The 16,343-nt window shown below is 67.5% G+C and carries 22 protein-coding genes and 2 pseudogenes; 15 read left to right on the forward strand and 9 right to left on the reverse strand.

Features of this window, described 5'->3' with window-relative positions; genetic code table 11:
• Positions 1–85 precede the first annotated feature (85 nt).
• Positions 86–841, forward strand: coding sequence for a C45 family autoproteolytic acyltransferase/hydrolase (locus tag AC3EO4_RS36410; protein WP_431899980.1), 756 nt, complete (start codon positions 86–88; stop codon positions 839–841).
• Positions 842–1,141: 300 nt separating this feature from the next.
• Here the strand turns inward: AC3EO4_RS36410 and AC3EO4_RS36415 are convergent, their stop codons facing one another.
• The 4 genes from AC3EO4_RS36415 to AC3EO4_RS36430 form a co-directional block, all read right to left on the reverse strand.
• Positions 1,142–1,858, reverse strand: coding sequence for a hypothetical protein (locus tag AC3EO4_RS36415; protein ID WP_488186370.1), 717 nt, complete (start codon positions 1,856–1,858; stop codon positions 1,142–1,144).
• A gap of 56 nt (positions 1,859–1,914) precedes the next feature.
• Positions 1,915–3,570 carry a flavin monoamine oxidase family protein gene (locus AC3EO4_RS36420; RefSeq protein WP_431899984.1) on the reverse strand — a complete coding sequence of 552 codons (1,656 nt, stop codon included), beginning with the start codon at positions 3,568–3,570 and terminating at the stop codon, positions 1,915–1,917.
• Between the two features lie 277 nt (positions 3,571–3,847).
• Positions 3,848–4,120, reverse strand: coding sequence for a hypothetical protein (locus AC3EO4_RS36425; protein WP_431899986.1), 273 nt, complete (start codon positions 4,118–4,120; stop codon positions 3,848–3,850).
• Positions 4,117–5,343 carry an MFS transporter gene (locus AC3EO4_RS36430; RefSeq protein ID WP_431899988.1) on the reverse strand — a complete coding sequence of 409 codons (1,227 nt, stop codon included), beginning with the start codon at positions 5,341–5,343 and terminating at the stop codon, positions 4,117–4,119. Before AC3EO4_RS36430 ends, AC3EO4_RS36425 begins: the two co-directional genes overlap by 4 nt.
• A 72-nt stretch (positions 5,344–5,415) precedes the next feature.
• Between AC3EO4_RS36430 and AC3EO4_RS36435 the strand changes: the two genes are divergently transcribed.
• Complete coding sequence (locus tag AC3EO4_RS36435; RefSeq protein ID WP_379575481.1) at positions 5,416–6,258, forward strand: LysR family transcriptional regulator; 843 nt, start codon at positions 5,416–5,418, stop codon at positions 6,256–6,258.
• Positions 6,259–6,480: 222 nt separating this feature from the next.
• On the opposite strand, the gene AC3EO4_RS36440 is transcribed toward AC3EO4_RS36435, so the two are convergent.
• Complete coding sequence (locus AC3EO4_RS36440) at positions 6,481–7,413, reverse strand: NAD-dependent epimerase/dehydratase family protein (RefSeq protein ID WP_431899990.1); 933 nt, start codon at positions 7,411–7,413, stop codon at positions 6,481–6,483.
• Between the two features lie 232 nt (positions 7,414–7,645).
• Here AC3EO4_RS36440 and AC3EO4_RS36445 point away from each other — a divergent pair, with 232 nt between their 5' ends.
• The 4 genes from AC3EO4_RS36445 to AC3EO4_RS36460 all read left to right on the forward strand — a co-directional run bounded on the left by AC3EO4_RS36445 (position 7,646) and on the right by AC3EO4_RS36460 (position 9,342).
• The gene (locus tag AC3EO4_RS36445) at positions 7,646–8,284 is read left to right on the forward strand and encodes a TetR/AcrR family transcriptional regulator (RefSeq protein ID WP_488186371.1); all 639 of its coding nucleotides are present in this window, start codon (positions 7,646–7,648) and stop codon (positions 8,282–8,284) included.
• A 143-nt stretch (positions 8,285–8,427) separates the two neighbouring features.
• Positions 8,428–8,583: a hypothetical protein gene (locus tag AC3EO4_RS36450; RefSeq protein WP_379575484.1), complete on the forward strand. Its 156-nt coding sequence runs from the start codon at positions 8,428–8,430 to the stop codon at positions 8,581–8,583.
• A gap of 285 nt (positions 8,584–8,868) precedes the next feature.
• Positions 8,869–9,027, forward strand: coding sequence for a dihydrofolate reductase family protein (locus AC3EO4_RS36455; RefSeq protein WP_431899993.1), 159 nt, complete (start codon positions 8,869–8,871; stop codon positions 9,025–9,027).
• Between the two features lie 6 nt (positions 9,028–9,033).
• A complete protein-coding gene (locus AC3EO4_RS36460; RefSeq protein ID WP_431899994.1) occupies positions 9,034–9,342 on the forward strand; it encodes a dihydrofolate reductase family protein in 309 nt (102 codons plus the stop codon).
• A gap of 163 nt (positions 9,343–9,505) precedes the next feature.
• On the opposite strand, the pseudogene AC3EO4_RS36465 reads toward AC3EO4_RS36460, so the two are convergent.
• The 3 genes and pseudogenes from AC3EO4_RS36465 to AC3EO4_RS36475 form a co-directional block, all read right to left on the reverse strand.
• Positions 9,506–9,655, reverse strand: a pseudogene (locus tag AC3EO4_RS36465) (ATP-binding protein); the annotation flags it as partial.
• 13 nt (positions 9,656–9,668) lie between these two features.
• Positions 9,669–9,911 carry a P-loop NTPase family protein gene (locus AC3EO4_RS36470; RefSeq protein ID WP_379575486.1) on the reverse strand — a complete coding sequence of 81 codons (243 nt, stop codon included), beginning with the start codon at positions 9,909–9,911 and terminating at the stop codon, positions 9,669–9,671.
• Positions 9,911–10,594, reverse strand: a complete 684-nt coding sequence (locus AC3EO4_RS36475; protein ID WP_431899996.1) for a Mu transposase domain-containing protein — start codon at positions 10,592–10,594, stop codon at positions 9,911–9,913. The genes AC3EO4_RS36470 and AC3EO4_RS36475 overlap by 1 nt, the downstream gene beginning before the upstream one ends.
• Between AC3EO4_RS36475 and AC3EO4_RS36480 the strand changes: the two genes are divergently transcribed.
• Together AC3EO4_RS36480 and AC3EO4_RS36485 are read left to right on the forward strand one after the other, a co-directional pair.
• Positions 10,567–11,058, forward strand: a complete 492-nt coding sequence (locus AC3EO4_RS36480) for a hypothetical protein (protein WP_431899997.1) — start codon at positions 10,567–10,569, stop codon at positions 11,056–11,058. The two genes, AC3EO4_RS36475 and AC3EO4_RS36480, sit on opposite strands and share 28 nt — an antisense overlap.
• Before the next feature lie 793 nt (positions 11,059–11,851).
• Positions 11,852–12,271 carry a hypothetical protein gene (locus AC3EO4_RS36485; protein ID WP_431899999.1) on the forward strand — a complete coding sequence of 140 codons (420 nt, stop codon included), beginning with the start codon at positions 11,852–11,854 and terminating at the stop codon, positions 12,269–12,271.
• Between the two features lie 16 nt (positions 12,272–12,287).
• Here the strand turns inward: AC3EO4_RS36485 and AC3EO4_RS36490 are convergent, their stop codons facing one another.
• On the reverse strand, positions 12,288–12,413 hold the full coding sequence (locus tag AC3EO4_RS36490) for a hypothetical protein (RefSeq protein WP_431900000.1): 126 nt from the start codon (positions 12,411–12,413) through the stop codon (positions 12,288–12,290).
• A 240-nt stretch (positions 12,414–12,653) separates the two neighbouring features.
• Between AC3EO4_RS36490 and AC3EO4_RS36495 the strand changes: the two genes are divergently transcribed.
• The 7 genes and pseudogenes from AC3EO4_RS36495 to AC3EO4_RS36525 all read left to right on the forward strand — a co-directional run bounded on the left by AC3EO4_RS36495 (position 12,654) and on the right by AC3EO4_RS36525 (position 16,263).
• Positions 12,654–13,085, forward strand: a complete 432-nt coding sequence (locus AC3EO4_RS36495) for an Rrf2 family transcriptional regulator (RefSeq protein WP_379575490.1) — start codon at positions 12,654–12,656, stop codon at positions 13,083–13,085.
• A 73-nt stretch (positions 13,086–13,158) separates the two neighbouring features.
• Positions 13,159–13,893, forward strand: coding sequence for an NIPSNAP family protein (locus tag AC3EO4_RS36500; RefSeq protein WP_431900001.1), 735 nt, complete (start codon positions 13,159–13,161; stop codon positions 13,891–13,893).
• Positions 13,894–14,207: 314 nt separating this feature from the next.
• Positions 14,208–14,426: a transposase gene (locus AC3EO4_RS36505; RefSeq protein WP_431900002.1), complete on the forward strand. Its 219-nt coding sequence runs from the start codon at positions 14,208–14,210 to the stop codon at positions 14,424–14,426.
• Entirely contained in the window at positions 14,420–14,596 is a 177-nt protein-coding gene (locus AC3EO4_RS36510; RefSeq protein WP_431900004.1) for a hypothetical protein, read from the forward strand. The genes AC3EO4_RS36505 and AC3EO4_RS36510 overlap by 7 nt, the downstream gene beginning before the upstream one ends.
• A 25-nt stretch (positions 14,597–14,621) precedes the next feature.
• On the forward strand, positions 14,622–14,909 hold the full coding sequence (locus AC3EO4_RS36515; protein ID WP_431900005.1) for a hypothetical protein: 288 nt from the start codon (positions 14,622–14,624) through the stop codon (positions 14,907–14,909).
• Positions 14,910–15,381: 472 nt separating this feature from the next.
• Positions 15,382–15,552 (forward strand): annotated as a pseudogene (locus AC3EO4_RS36520) (alcohol dehydrogenase catalytic domain-containing protein); the annotation flags it as partial.
• Positions 15,553–15,567: 15 nt separating this feature from the next.
• A complete protein-coding gene (locus AC3EO4_RS36525; protein WP_431900013.1) occupies positions 15,568–16,263 on the forward strand; it encodes a zinc-dependent alcohol dehydrogenase family protein in 696 nt (231 codons plus the stop codon).
• Positions 16,264–16,343 lie beyond the last annotated feature (80 nt).

Below are 16,343 nucleotides of genomic sequence, written 5' to 3' on the forward strand. Positions count from 1 at the left end.
GCGACAGCGGTGCCGTCGATTCTCTTACGATGAAGGTCGTCGGGAGCCGGACGCGCTCGGCGACCGGCGTGTTGTGGATCAACCCATGCAGCATCTCGACGGCGCCTTCGGCGGGCCGTTCGGGGTGCATGTCGATCGCGGAGATCGTGGGGGCTCGGTCTTGGTGGCGGGCACCGACACCAACGGCTGGAACCTGGATTGCGAGGCCGCCTACATGGTCGGGATCACCGAGCACGGCATCCTCGGCAAGATCGGCGTCAACAGTGCCGGGCTTGCTCTGCACTTCAACATCCTCGGGCATCGCGAGGACGGCGTCGGGGGCGTCCCCGTGCACCTGCTCGCCGCGAGCGTGCTCGAGGAGGCCGGGTCGGTCACAGAGGCCCTCGACCTCGTGCGATCGGCGCCCATCAGCGCATCGAGCTCCTTCACCCTGTTCGACCATGAGACGGCCGTTGCCACCGACATCACTCCGGTCGGGGTGTTCGTCGTCGAGCCGGTCGACGGGACCGTCATCCGCACCAACCACTTCCTCGCGCCGGCGCCCCGCGCGGGCGAGAAGAATGAGCTCTACCAGCCGGATTCGGGTGAGCGCTACGACCTGGTGGCGTCCCGTTTCGCGCGTGGTCCAGAGCCGCGAAGCGCGACGGAACTGCTCGGCTTCCTGTATTCCGATCCTGGCCAGCCGCACCTGTGCTGCGTACCGGACATGACGTTGCCGCTCGGTCAGCGCTGGGCCACCCTCGCCACGATCATGCTCGAACCCGGCAGCCGGACGGCGCGCGTCGCCGATGGTTCGCCACTCGAGGCACGTAACCGACCGTGGCGGACGCTCACGGCCTAACCTCCAGCGGACAGCCCGACGGAACGGGTCTGCAGCGGGCGGCCTATCTCGAGAACTTCCCCGGTGCTCGGGGCGGCCAGCCCCCTGAGCCTCACGAATGCGCGTGGGGTGTCCAGCACGTTCGGACGCTCGCGGTGAGATCGCACCGCGGTGCGACCGCGGCCTTCGGATCGTCGTAGCGGACCTTGCCAGTCGGCACCGTCCCACCACACTGAAGGCGTGCACATGTCCCAGGAACGCTTCCTGTCCGCAGGACAACGAGGCTCTTCTCCGCACCACGGTGATCGGCACTGGTTCGTTCTATCGGCTGTCAGCGGGCTCGATGTCGATCACGACCAGCTTGTCGAAGCGGTAGCCGTCGAGGTCGGACATGTTCCAGTTCTCGCCTGGTCTGATCTGGTGGAACCTGAAGGTCGCATTGGTCTCGTTCGCGCCCAGGATGCATCGCACCCGGCTGGGCGGGTCGAGCGTGTAGACGCACTTGCTGACCTCCAGGGCGAACGCGACACCGTGCAGGAGCAGGGTCTGCTGGTCCTCTTCGCTGATAACCGGTGCATCATCGACGGTGGCCACCTCCACCGAGACGAAGTCCTCCAAGTGGAAGGAACTGTCAGAGCACTCCCAGGCGGTGAGGTCCGGGAAGAACGAGGGTGCGTCTGCCGCTCCTCCCGTGGAGTCGGCCCAGGTCAGGACTTCCCCACATCGGACTATGCCCCGTGCCGCGCGTGCTCGAAGATCCGGTGAGAGGCCACCAGGAGGCGCCAAGGCCTCCAGACCGTTCGGCAACCTGAGCGCCTTCACTGCGGCGTCGTTCATTTTCACGGAAAGCACGCCACTTATGATCGCAGTGGAGCCGCCGCATGAGCACGGCGACGGGATTTGGGCGTCCGGGCTATCTGGAGGAGGTGCGCCGCCTACTGGAGTCGGGCCCCTTCCGCCCGCTGCTGGTGCGTGAGCGCAACACCCCCCAGGGTCACGTCCAGCAGGAGGGGAGACCGCGGCGAGAGGAACTGGCATCACTGGCTGACGGGAGCATGGGCATTGTGTAGGCGGCGGTTGTCGGCGAGGGTCAGTTAGGCGCGCAGGCTGGCCAGCACCTCGTTGGCGGCACGTTCGCCCTCGGTGGCACCGCCGTTCATGAATCCCTGGAAGTCGTAGGAGCAGTGCTCGCCCGCCAGGTGGACGTTGCCCTGACGGGTGCCCTCATAGCCTGCGTATTTGTGCAGGTAGCCGACGGGCCAGTAGGAGTAGGCGCCCAGGGAGTAGGGGTTCTTGTGCCAGGCCGACAGCTGAGCGCGGCCGCTCCATGCGGCCTTGGTGCCAGGGAAGACCTGGTCGATATGCGTGAGCATGCCCGCTACCAGGTCGCGGACGTAAGGGTCTGTGTGGGTGGCGAAGGGGGTGGAGGGGTTGAGAGCGCGGGCCAGGCTGCCTCCGCCGTACTGGATGAGGATGCCGCCGATGCCCTGCTGTCCCTTGGTAGTGTCCCAGCACTGTTGGAAGGGCAGATCGGTGAAGCAGTCGCCAGCGGACACACCCGGCCAGGGCCCCGTGCCGATCCACGGACGGCCGGTGAATTGCATGTTGAGCTTGGTGACGTGACCCATCCGGGCATCGCGCAGCAGGTTCGTCATGCGGGCGTCCAGGCCTGCCCTGGACATGTCGAGGTCCTGCAGGATGGGCAGCGGCACGGTGAGGATCGTGTGGTCAGCGGTGACGGTCTTGGTGGTGCCGCCGTTGTCGAAGGTGAGCGTTTGGGTGCCGTCGGAGTCGGCCCGTATGGCTAGCAGCTTCCAGCCCAGCTGGAGCGAGCCCGAGGGCAGCGACGCGGCGATGGCGGCGGGGAGCTGGTCGTTACCTCCGACGATGTGGTAGCGCTCGTCGGACAGGCCCCACACGTTGAAGTGGCCAGGATTGGGCTGGTAGCCGAGCAGCAAGATGAGCGCCAGCGAGGACTGCTCCACCGTGTCTGCGCCGTACTCCACGTTGTAGGCCACATCGAGGAAGCGTCCCAGGTTGGAGGCATGGCCGCCAGGCACCCGAGAGTCAATCCAGTCGTAGAGCGACATGTTGTCCAGCGCGGTACCGGCCGCAGTGGTGCTGTTCCACTTCACCTCGCCCGCGGCCTGCAGGTCAGCGTGGAGCGCCTGGTAGATCTCCTTGAAGTCAGCGTCCGCCTGAGAGCGCGGATAATAGCCGCCGTTGAAACGCAGAATCTCCTCGGCACCGTTGGGCCCCGCCGCGGCGAAGTTGACCGTGGGAAGGCCGAAACGGCGGCACAGCTCCCGCATCTTCCGGTGCTCCTGGTCGATCAGCTCGCCGCCGACCTCGGAGGTCTGGCCGCCGGACCACAATGAGCGCTGGGAATAGATACGCCCGCCGACCCGGGTGGGGTTGGCCTCGTAGATGATGGGCGTCGCCCCGGCGTCGCGTAAGGTCAGCGCGGCGGTCAGACCGGCAATGCCGCCGCCGACGACCGCCACTCGCGCGGGCTTCGGCGGTTTGGCGACGTCGGCGCGCGCGGCCCTGGGTGTCGCGGTGAGGGCGGCCGCGCTCAGGCCGGCCAGGGTGACTCGTTTGAGCAGTTCGCGCCTGGCCATGCCGCCGGGCTCTTCGGCGGCTTCAGTACGTAACCCGCGCAGTTCCTCGACAGGGATGCCCAACCGCCTGGCGTCGCCGTGTTCGGCGACCAGGCGCTGGAGCGCGCGAAGGGAAGCGGTTCGAGGCATGACAATGACCTCCTGATCGTGTTAGCGATCAGCTTGAGGTCCCGCCGCATCGCCGACCAGCCGCCAAGCCGTAATCGATCATGGACTTCAGGTGACACAGTGCCATCCTTCAGTGGACCGTCAGCGCTCCTTCTTGCTCGGCCGAAACGGTGTTCCGCAGCGATGTCGAGGCTCCGGCACAGCAGCAGGTAGGCCACCGCGGAGACAGGCAGGCCGACGAACATCGAGCAGTCCACGCCGCCCGAAGCCATCGCGGCGAATCCGGTGAAGGGAGCGCTCACCATGACAGCAGGTACGCCAGGTTGCCGCAGAAGGCGTTGAAGCGCTCCTCCCCCACGAGTTGAGCGATGGCTCGGACGGCTACCGCCATCGCCGCAATCGTGACCGCCCGAACCCGCCTTATTGGGTTCACCGGGCGGAAGGAGTCCCGAATGGAGATCATCGTCAGGCTGCCGCCGCACTGGTTGATCGCCGTGACCGACGGCAGGCCGACGAGCATCGCGGCGATCGCGAACCAGCCGAGGCCGTAGCCGTACCGGGCTGACGTCATGGGGTCGGCGCGGCGGCGTCGCAGGGCTCGAGTGTCTCCGATGAGGACGACGGAGACGGCCTGGCGGCGGGTGACCGGCGCGAGAGCAGGTATCCCGCCAGTGCGGCGAGCAGGCCGGCCAGGCCGGCCGCCGCGAAGCCGCCCGCCGGCACGGACGCGTCGATCGCCACTCCCGCGACCGGGGAGCCGAGCGCGAACCCCGCGCTCAGCGCCGAGGACTGCAGGCCGGTCGCCTCACCTCGTACGCCGGCCGGCGTCAGCCGGCTCACCGCGTCGGAGACCGTGGAGAGGGTCGGTGCGGTGAGCAGCCCGGCACCGATGACGGCCACACACAGCCAACGCCAGTCATGGGCAAGTCCGGCCGGAATCGTCACCAGCCCGAGCAGGCCGAGCAGCAGCCAGATGGGCATCGGCCGGGGCAGCGCTCCGTACACCAGACCGCCCACGACGGACGTCACCCCGAACACGGCGACGACCACGGCCGCCAACGAGACCTGACCGGCTTCATCGAGCGTGGCGATGATGGCCAGATCGACGCCGCTGAGCAGCATCGCGACGCCGAACCCCATCGTCAGAACAGCGACCATGCGCGTTCCCAGCCACTCCCGGCGCCGGGGCCGGCCTGCTGCGTCGCCGTCCGCCTCGTCCTTGGCCCGCAGCGGCGGGTTGAGCAGGGCGATCCCTGCCCCACCGGCGACGATCGCGGCGCCCACGCCCCATGCCACCACACCGGGGGACACCTTCGCCGCGCACAGGATCACCACCGCCGGGCCGACCATGTACGACAGCTCGCCCACCACCGACTCCAGCGCGAACGCTGCCCGCCGCTGCTCTGCCGTCGTCATCGCGGCGATCGCCTGCCTGGTAACCGGTTGGACCGGCACCATCAGCAGACCGGCGGCGAAGGATGCGCCCAGCAAGATCACGTACGGCAGCACAGGCACGGTGAGCCAGAACACGATCTGCGGCACAACCGTGGCCAGCAGCACGGTACGCAGGCCCCGCCGGTCGATCATCCGGCCCAGCAGCGGCCCGCCCAGCGCGACACCGGCGGTGAGCACCGCCGCCACGGCTCCCGCCGCCGCGTAGCTCATGTCGAGCGCGAGCACGACGTACATCGTCAGCGCCATAACATCCGCCGTGATCGCGACACGAGCGAGCAGCGAAATGCCCAGCAGTGGCGTCATCCCTGGCACCGCGAGCACCTGTCCGAATCTGATCACCGGTTTGACGCTAGATCGTCCGTCATGCCATAGGAAGTCGTCATTTCGTTGGACCAGGCATAATGAACGCTTATGGCACGTGATCTCGAGACCGCCCTGCTGCGGTCGTTCGTCACCGCCGTGCGAGCGGGCAGCATCAGCCGTGCGGCGGCGGCGCTCGGCCATACCCAGCCTGCGCTCAGCCAGCAGTTGCGCAAGCTCGAGAGGGCCGTCGGCAGTCCGCTGCTGCATCGGGCGCCGTCCGGTGTCTCCCCGACCCGCGCGGGCGAGGAGCTGCTGCCGTACGCCGAGCGCATTCTCGCGCTGTCGGCCCAGGCACTCGCCGAAACGGGACGTGCGCTCACCGGGCGTTGCGGCGTGGGACTCCTCGAAGATCTCACCGTTTCCCGCCTTCCTCAGGCACTCGCCGACCTCGCGCGGCTGCATCCCGACGCGACGCTGGAGGTGCTCAGTCTTTCCAAGGCGACAATGCGGGAGGCCTACGACACGGGCCGTGTCCAGCTCGTGCTCGACGAGGTCCCGGATCTTCCGTGGCCGCCGCGCTGGACGGTGCGTCTACCCCTGGTCTGGGCGGTCGGGCAGGGTGTCGCCGCCGACGCCGATCCGCTGCCGGTGGTGCTGTTTTCGAACACGTGCGCGTGGCGGACGTCGGTACTGCAAACGCTGGAAGGCACCGGGCGCCGCTGGCGGGTGGCGTTCGAAAGCAACAGTCTCGCCGGAGTGCTCGCTGCGCTTCGGGCCGGGCTCGGGGTCGCGGCGCTCATACCCGCCAACCTCGAGCCGGCCATGGCCTGCCACGACGCGGCCGCGTTGCCTGCTCTGCCGGACGTCGAACTGGGCCTTGCCCGCCACCCGGGAACCGAAGGCGATGCGCTCATCGACGCCGTGGAGACCGCCCTGCGGCGGATGATCTGAGCCCATGGGGGAGGTCTCAGCCGTCACGGTGCGCTGACCTCCTACCTCCGCGCGGCCTCTTGCCGCCGCGAACTCGGCGCCATGCCTGTACGGCCTGCCGACCCCAGGGTCATAGCGTCGTGGTGGGCGGGCAGGCGCAGCACCCGGTCGCAGCGGATGCGGACCAGCAGTTCGACGGGCAGGTCGCGCAGGACATAGGCCAGAAGGTCGATCGGCGTGGAGTCACGACACCTGGAGGCCCTGCCGCCAGGACGGGTGCGCCGGGCGCCAGCCCAACTCGCGCTTGGCCTTCGCGTTCGACGCGCCGCGAAGCTCGGTCATCAGCACGACGCCGGCCTCCCCGGCGGCCAGCCGCCCGACGAACCGCGGCACGCGCATCGGCTTCTTGGCGCCCAGCATCCGAGCCAGCTCCGGCAGCCACTCGGCGACCGGGGCGGGGTCATCGTCGACGATGTTGTAGACACCGCGGGCGCCGTTCTCGACCGCCGCGGCCGTCGCCTCAGCCGCGTCGGCGATGTGGATGAACGACCACACTCCGCTGCCCTCGCCGACGACCGGAAACTTTCGCTTACGGATCATCTCGAGTTGCTCGGAGCCCGGCTCCATCGAGGTGCCCGGTCCGTAGAACGCGCCGTAGCGAAGCACGATCCCCTCGGTCCAGTCGGCGCCCAACACAGCTCTCTCCAGATGCCCGATCGCGGCGATCATCGGGGCCATCCGGCTGACCGACGACGGGTCCAGTTGGTCCTCTTCGTTCTTCACCGGCCCACCCGTTCGGGCATAGGTGAACGCACCATTGCTCGCCGCCACGAACCGCTGCACACCTGCCGCGCGCCCTGCCGCGAGGAGATTGTCGGTGCCCTCGATCCGCAGCCGGTCGGTGGCGGCGAAACTGCGATCGAAATGGCGGGTGTCTACGTGCCCGATGGCGGTCAGCTGATGAACGATCACATCCGGCTTCGCCTCGCGCACGGCCGTCTCGACCTGGCCGCGATCGAGCGCATCGGCGACGATCGGCACCGCGCCCAGCTCGGACAGTCTGGTCTTGTTCGATTCGTTGCGCGTCATGGCGACGACCTGGTGCCCCGCGGCGACCAGGCGCGGCACCAACTGCCGGCCCATCACTCCGGTCGCTCCTGCTACCAGCACTCTCATGGTCAGCTCCTGGTTCACGTGCTCTTGGCTTCGATTGCGGTGCCGCTCAAGAACCACCCGCACCTGCGTTCAGCCCTTGAGCCGAGCCGCGAGCTGGGTCGCCGCAGCGGCTCATGACCGCCACCATATGCAGTCATTGCACTCATGTGCAACCAATGCACATCGATATACTCGCGGTGGAAGCGCAGTCAAGGCAGTCCTGACCAACAGACCCAAGGAGGGGCAGCACCCGATGACGACTGACAAACCAGCACGCGGCGGCGGCCGGGAGGCGCAGCGTCGCCGCACCCGCAAGGCGATCGTCGATGCGGCGGTACGCCTCAGCGCCGGCGGAGCGACGCCATCCATCGACGAGATCGCGGCCGCCGCCGACGTGTCGCGCCGCACGATCTACATGTACTTCCCGGCCCTGGACCAACTGCTCATCGACGCGACGGCCGGCGCGCTCAACGAGCCACCGGTCGAGGCGGCGCTGTCCGATCCCGCGCTCGCCGACGACGCGGCAGGCCGAGTCGACGCCCTCATCCAGACACTGCTGAAGTACTCGCCACAATCGCTACCCCTGGGGCGCCGCATGATCCGCTTGACCGTCGACCCGCCCCTGAACGGCGCGCCGGAGCCGACCGGCCCACGTCGCAACCAACGCCGGATCGAATGGCTGGACAAAGCCTGCGAACCACTGCGCGACACCCTGAGCGACCGGTCCTACCAGCGCCTCATCTCCGCGTTGACCATGGTCGTCGGCTGGGAGGCGCAGATAGCCCTGCGTGACGTCCGCGGACTCGACCCCCAGGCCGAGCAGGACGCCATGACCTGGGCCGCCCGCGCCCTCGTGGAAGCCGCGATCAGAGAACACGATCACCAACAGTGAGCGTCCATGGGGTGCGCGCTGCGGTGAACCTCCCCGCCATGTCGCCGTAGGAGTACAGGTCCGAGCAATCTACTCGCCGGTAGGGACGCGCCTCTGTCGCCTATGTCAGCCACGTCCTGGACCCGGCCCGGATCTCACCGCGGATGCTCCGCTCCACCCGCCTGGTCGACCTGGTCAACACCATGGACCTCAAACTTGTCGCGGCGCCCTTCGGGATGGACCCCGAGGGCGTCATGACCTATCTCGCCGACCATGTCCATGAGGGCCGCCTACTCGACCAGAACGAAATAGGATCATGATGCGATCTCCGCTTGCGGGCCGCGTGTTGACCCCGGCACCGGTGACGTTGATCAGTGCCGTGTCAATCACCGTCCTCGCTCCGCGGGCTTCACCGGCCACGACACCGACGTCCTCAAAGTCCGCTTCACCTCGGCCTGGAATCCGTACTGAGCGGCCTGGCCGTCCGGTACCCCAACGGCCCCAATCCATCCAGAAAAGCGCCGTTTGGCCGCCCTGCCTGCGATGAGTTCCGGCGCTCCATCGGGTCTCCACTCCGGACGACCTCTACGACCAAGGAGGAGTTTATGGGCAAGGTCATCTACTGGATGAACACCTCGATCGACGGCTACATCGAGGATCCCGACGGTGGCATGGACTTTCTGGACCAGGCCGAGGACTTTCAGCAGGCGGCGAACGACCATGTTCGCCGGACCGCGGCGTTCCTGTTCGGGCGGCGGCTGTAGGAGGCGATGGAAGAGCCCTGGACGCAGGACCTCGGCAAGGAAGGCGCCCCGGCCATCGAGCGGGAGTTCGCCCAGCTCTACAAGGAGACCCCGCGGTACGTCTTCTCCGACACCCTCCAGACCGTCCCCGAAGGGCTCACGATCGTTCGTCGCAAGGACGCCGTGTCCGTGGTGACGCGCCTCAAGCAGGAGATCGACGGCACCCTCCAACTCGGCGGCCCCGAGGTGGCCGCCTCCCTGCTGGACCTGATCGACGAGTTCTGGGTGTACGCGTTCCCCGTGATCGTCGGGGCGGCAAGCCGTACCTGCCCGTGAGAGAGGAACTGCGGCTGCGCCTGGTCGAGCACCGTTCCCTCGCCTCAGGAACCACGTTCCGGCGCTACGTACGACCCTGACCGACCAGGAGCGGACCCCGCGCGGGCGCAGGGTCCCAGTGGCCTTACGCCCGTGCGCGATCCTCGACGAAGTGGCGCCCGCGTCACTGAACCCGACCTTTCGGCACCACCTTGCACAGGTTCGCTTTGCCGAAGGGCTTGTTCGAGGTCGCGATCAAGGATGCTCGTTCGTGTCTGAATGAAACGAGCTGGAAGAACAGGTTCGCGGCCTCGGACTCGAACGGGATGTAACCCGCCTCGTCGAGATCAGCAGCGGGATGCGGCCAAGGCGGACGGGTTCTTCTTGAGCGACTTGCGGCTTGACGCGGCCTTCACCGCCGTGGGCTTCGCGGGCTGCGACCTCGCGCTGCAGACAGGCAGCCAGAAACTCCTCGTGCGTCCATTCCTCAGCCGGGCCCGCTCGACCGAGGCCGCCAGGGACGGGGCCTTCAGCGCGCGAGTCAGGTAGGCGATCTCGGAGGCGACGTTCCTGCTGGTCTTGGCGGCCATCAGACGGCCACCTCCTCGTCGCTCAGGCCGAACATGCGGTCGTGGTCAGTGAGTTTGCGTTGTTCGACCTCGGTCATCACGGCGGGGACACCGACCAGCCGCTGGCGCCGGAAGGCGCGATCGGCCTGGGCGTGGGCGTCGTCGGTGAGGGTCTGGTGGGCGGCCCAGCACCGGTCGTGGCGGGCGACGTTCTTGCCGCCGCAGGTCGCCGTCACCTGGTCGAGACCAGCGGTGACCTCGACTATCCGGCCGATCACGGCCGGATGGACGGAGTGGTCGTCGGCGTCAGACGGACGTAGTGGTCGCGCGGTAGCCGGACCAAGGTCTTCCAACCGATCTGTGGCGGGGTTGCCGGGGTCGCGACCATCGCGGCCAGATCGGCCGAGAACCGGTCGACCGGGCGGCACTCGATCCTGCGGTGACGCCGCTGGTCGGCCCGTTCCAGCCAGTTGATCAGCTGAGCGTTGAAGTCTGCCGAGGGCCTGGCGGCGTGTGACCACGACCAACCGCGGCGTCGAACGCTGCGGCGTCCACTGAGGATGCGCCCTACAGCGGTACCGTCGGTTGACCCCCGAACGGGCCGGTTCAAGGGCTCTGAGCGGGTGGTTTATGGGGTGATTATGAGTTGATGATCTAGGTGGAGCACCTTTGCGGCATGCGGAAGAAACTTGCTCCCATCGCATCCATCGCGGCCGTCGCGGCCGCCCTGACACTGCTCGCCGCTCCGGCCGGCGCCGCGGTCGGTTCCCCGGCCCCGCCGCCCGGCCATCCTGCGCAGGTGCCCACCCCGCCCCCGCTCACGCCGGAGGAGGCCGAGAAGCACGACGAACAGGCTTCCGTCACGCAGGCCGCCGAGGCGTGGATGTCCTGCGCCCGGCTCTGGAGGAACTACTACCTGAACTGGAAGCAGCCCGACTCGGTCGGCTACTACGACTTCGTGGCTCTGTATGACCATGTTCCCGCCGATGGGGACGACGCCGGCAAGAACTACCTGCCCGGGCAGTGGCAGTGGGCCACGAAGGGGACGAACTGGTACACCGGCGTCTCCAACACCACCGAGGGGCTCACTGCCGCCTACGTGTCATGGGACTACGGCGCGGGCACGTGGAAGGTACTCGACACCAGCTCCACACGCTGGTGGTGCTGACCTGGCCTGAGAGACGCCCCCCGCCCGGCAGACGGGCGGGGGCCGTCGGCTCGTTGACCGAATTCTCAGTAGGTTTGTTGTCATTATGCGACTCGGTAGGGTGCCGAAGTGAGACGCGGCGGGAGGGGATCCTTGCCACCCCCCTCCTCGAGTTCGCGGAGAACCGCGGCCCATCGATCGCCCGCATGAACGGGTCGAGATCTCCCAAGCCGGGCTAATCCACCACCACTGCTGCTCGCCGTCCTGGACTACCGCGACGACGTGGACATGCGCCGCTTCGCCTTCGACGGCACCGGCGGCATCGCCCCTGCGCGCGCTGGCGGACATCGTCGAATACAACTCCCGGGCGCCCGGCCTGGTCCAGCTCCTCTTGGTCATCAGCGGCGAAGCGGTGACCGCCGACCATCCCGCTCACGAGTGGGCCAAAGCCCGCTTTCGCGTCACGGACGCCTCGTGCGTGGACGCGCCAGAACCGGATCGGGCGCGCCGGCGGAGCACGGAGCGCGCGGCGTTGAGCACGCAGGTACGGGTGTAGGGCAAGGTGAGCGCTTCCGTGGACCTGCCGTGCAACCTGGCGAAACGTCCTGCACGACGTCCTCGGCACTCCCCCGGTCACCGACGAGCAGCAGCGCCAGGCGTACCGGGGCGAGCCAGTGCTCGCGGTACAGGCCGGCGAACACCGCCTCGGCGTCGGGCGTGCGGCACGGACAGGCGCGGGAGGGTCTCACCGTTCATGCCAGGCGAACGCGCGCCGCCGCCGATCTGCTGCAGCGGAAGTCTCTATCGCCGAGCCGTGGCAGTGGCTTACGTTCTCGAGATGGCCTACGACATCCTCGAGCTGACCGCGAACCCCGCGCTCGCCCTGACGCCGACCACGACGGTCCACTCCGGTGTCGTCCGGGTGGGTCACAACGCCCGCATCCAGGTGTGGCGATCGAACGAACCGGCCACGGAGTTCGGCTTCTATCCGCCCGACGTGCCGCCGCTGGCCGAGGGTGTGCCGGCGCCGCTGATCTGGGCAGAGGCCCAGGTGATGTGGTTCGTGCCCGGCACGCAGTCGTCCGGGCACTTCCCGATCGGCGTGGAGCGGATCTCCGCCGCCTACACGCCCGATCCTCGTGGCGGCCCGGCGCGCTGGCTCCTGGTCAGCGGCGCGGCCCACGCGTCGGCCGGCCTCCGGCTGGCCTACCGGATCACGGTCCAGGGGCAATGAGCGGCCGGGGAGCGCGTCAATGCTCGGTGACCCCGGGCTGGGTCAGGAATATCTTGCCGTCGCGCAGCTCTGCCACGTTGCGGGAGGCGATGGCGATGCTCCCCTCAGAGCCGCAGTCAGCGTCGAAGGACGCGGAGATCATGGTATCGCGTCATGAGGTGGCGGTGCTGCAACGTCAGGCCGGACGGCCGAAGCCGGACGGCGGACTGGTCTGCTGCCGAAGATCTGACTTCCGTGGCCTTTCTTGAGACCTGGCCGTGGCGCGCGCAGGTGGCCCCGCGACCTGAGAGGAATCGGCTGGCGGGCGGGAGAAACGCCCCGGGATGGGTGCCCGGTTGACATCCCCCCGACTGTAATAGAGGCTGTTACAGCAGGAGGGATGATGGCAGCGAACAGCCGGCTCACGATCGCCGTGCACATTCTGACGTGGTTGGCTCTCGCGCACCGGCGCGGGATGGAGCTGCTGACCTCTGACCAGGTCGCCGCCAGCGTCAACACGAATCCGGTGATAATCCGGCGCAGTCTCGGTGACCTGCGGCGGGCGGGCCTGGTGACCGTGCGTCACGGCGCGGGGGCGGGATGGAGCCTGGCCCGCGCGCCGGAGGAGATCATGCTGCTCAACGTGTACGACGCCGTCGAGCGGGAGCCGTTGTTCGGCATGCACCACACCGAGCCCAACCTCGAATGCCCGGTCGGCAAGGGGATCCGGCCCGCACTGGGCGATGTGTACGGGAGGGCCGAGCTGGCGCTGCGTGCGGAGTTGGGGCGCACGTCGATAGCCGACGTGCTACGCCAGACCCTGCTGGTGAGCTAGAACCCCTGGGCCCGGCGGCTTTCGGCGCCCTTTGCTGTAACAAAAGTTGTTCTAATAACAGAAAGAGATCCTCGTGTCCTACGTACGATGCCCGGTCGTCGAGCTGAGGCAGTACACGCTGCACCCTGGTCAGCGCGACGTGCTGATCAGTCTGTTCGACCGGGAGTTCGTCGAGTCGCAGGAGGCGGTCGGCATGACGCTCCTGGGACAGTTCCGTGACCTGGACGACCCGGACCGGTTCGTCTGGCTGCGGGGATTCGACGACATGCCGCACCGCGCCGAGGCGCTCGGCCGCTTCTACGGCGGGCCGATCTGGAAGGCACACCGCGAGCAGGCCAACGCCACGATGATCGACTCGGACGACGTACTGCTGCTGAGGCCCGCCACGGCGCGGACCGGTTTCCCGTCCCCCGCCGCCGCCCGGCCGCCGGCCGGCGAGACGACCCCGCCCCCCTCGGTCGTGCTCGCGACGATCTACTACGGCGCCGGCCCGTTCGACGAGACGTTCGTGGAGTTCTTCGACCGGGAGATATGCCCTGCCCTGGCAGAGGCGGGAGCCACGCCGCTGGCCTGCCTGCAGTCCGAACACGCGGCGAACACCTTCCCAGCGCTGCCGGTGCGGACCGGAGAGAACGTCCTTGTGTGGTTCGCCCGGTTCGCCGACGAACGGCACCTCATCGAGCATCTGGATCGTCTCGAGCACTCGGATCGGTGGCGCGAGAAGGTGCTGCCCACCTTGTCGGCGGCGCTGGCCAGAACCCCGCAGCGGTTGCGACTGGCTCCCACCGCGAGATCCCTGCTGCGCTGACCTGCCGGTTATCTATTGTCCGTATTAGCTTGATGGCGCTGCGTAACCAACCATGGCCTTCGCCGGCGATCGACAAGCGTGAAGCCCGTACGACCCTGCTGGTCAACTCGGATTGATGGCTCCAGTTCATGATCTGATGGCGCCTACGCTGATCATGAAGGCTGTGGCAGCCGTCGTCATCGTCTTCGTCATGACTGCCGGGGCGAATGGAGGCGGCGATGTCGATGCGACCCGCACCGTGACCAGAGCCGGCACCCGAGGTCGCGGCGGCGATCCGGGCCACCTACCGACGTAAGCGTCACGTACCGTTACCGGTGCGGATGCGTGATGAGTTGGGCGAAGTGTTCGCCGACGAGGCGTTCGCAGGCGTCTTCGGCAAGGAGGGCAAGCCGGGCTGGTCGCCGGGGCGGCCGGCGTTGATCACGGTGGTGCAGCAGGTGGACAACCTCGCCGAGGCGGTCGCCACCGATCTGACCTGGAAGTACGCGCTCGGTTTGAGCCTGGACGACCCGGGCTCGACGCCAGCGTGCTGAGTGAGTTCCGCTCCCGGATGATCGCGCATGAGCTGGAGGAATGGCCACTCGACCTGGTGTTGGCGGCGTTGCAGGAGCATGGCCTGCTGGCGGCGGACGGCAAGCAGCGCACTGACTTGTACCGCTCCAGAACTCATGCACAAAAGCTGAGCTCGCGTTTCTTCGGGTGAGCCAGGGAGTGCCTGACATGTCGGCGTGACGGAGCCACAGCATCGAAGCGGCGATGGCGACACCCGCGAGGGAACGGCTGGTGAGCTTGTCGAAGCAGGTGGCGATGCCGCGCCATTGCTTGAGCTTGCCGGTGCAGCGTTCGAGGAGGTTGCGCTGCTTGCAGGCGAGGGCGTCGAAGGCGGGCGGGCGGCCTCCGGGACCGCCCCGACGTCGCCGGTTGGCGATCTGCTCGCGACCGGTTGCCCCGATGAGTGGATCACCTCGCTGTGGACTGTGTTGCCTCGAGTACGTAAGTCGGCGGAACTGAGCTGATCACTCCATCGAAGGAAGCCCTCACAACTGCGCCGGCACGGCAACGATCGTTTGTCGGCTCGCATGTCAGACCTGCTTCGCGGCCTCCCGACGCGCGCGCTTGCAGCTTGGCGCGACAAGCTGCAAGCAGTTACTTCGCACAAACGTACGACAATCGTCGCAAAGTCAAGAAGAAACACAGGTAAACGTGTTACGGTTATTTCATCGGACTCGTTGGGGCCGCTCGCAGGAGGTGATTCCCTGCTGGAACGACCGAGCGCGACTAAAGAAGAGACCTCATTCCCATGCCACAATCCATGCGCGCGCTCGTAGCCGGAAAGGTTGGCGAGCCGGCCGATGTCCTGCGGATTGAATCCCGGCCTATTCCCATGCCAGAGGCCGGTCAGGCGTTGATCCGCGTGAAGGCGACTCCGATTCACGCCAGTGATCTGCACGTGCTGCGCGGCCGCTACGGTTTCTCCCCGAGTTTCCCACTGTCGGGGGTCACATGGAATGTGTGGGCCGTATTGAGGCCCTGGGCCCGGATACCGAGGGACTGAAGATCGGCGAGCGCGTGGTGGCCGTTGCCGTCCCGGCGGTGCCCGGGCCGCATATGGCCGGCACATGGCAGGAATACCTTGGTGCCGACACACGAAGGCTCCTGCCGGTCCCCGACCATCTGAGTGACTCCAGCGCCTGTCAACTCGCCGTCAACCCGTTGACCGCGCTGCTCCTCGTGTCTCGCGAACTCGACGTACAGCCGGGTGAATGGTTGTTGCAGACGGCCGCGGGCTCCACCGTCGGCCGGCTCGTCATTCAGCTGGCCAGACATCTGGGTATTCGCACGATCAATGTCGTACGGCGGCGCGATGCCGTCGAGGAGATCAAGGCGCTTGGTGGTGACGAGGTCATTTGCACTGAGGACGAGGACCTGTTGCAGCGGGTGACCGAGATTGCAGGATCGGCCGGCGTGCGCAAGGCCATCGACTGTGTCGCGGGCCACGTGGGCGCCCAGGTATCCCAGGCATTGACTCCGGGAGGAGAGGTCGTGGTCTACGGCGCGCTCTCCACCCATCGGCAGACTGATTCGGCAGCACTGACGATCCCGCTGCTGGCACGCTCGGTCATCTACGAGACCAAAGCAGTCCGTGGCTTCTGGCTGAACCGCTGGTTCGGCACTACCTCACCTGCGGATACGCTGCGCGCGCTGTTCGAGGTTCGCAGCCTCGTCGCCGATGAAGTGCTGAGCATCCCCCAAGGCGAGCCGTTCCCGCTCGAGCGCTTCATTGAAGCCATCTCGTTCGCCGAAGCACCCGCACATGGCGCAAAACCGCTCTTCGTCTTCGAGGATGGCCGGGACGAAGACAGCAGGTAGGACGCGGTAGGTGTCTTCGCCGTGCGTGCCGCTGTGGTCGAGTGCTTCCGCCCCATGGTCGACGTGGGCGCCGGATGCAG

The sequence above is a fragment of the Nonomuraea sp. bgisy101 genome (genome assembly GCF_057708945.1).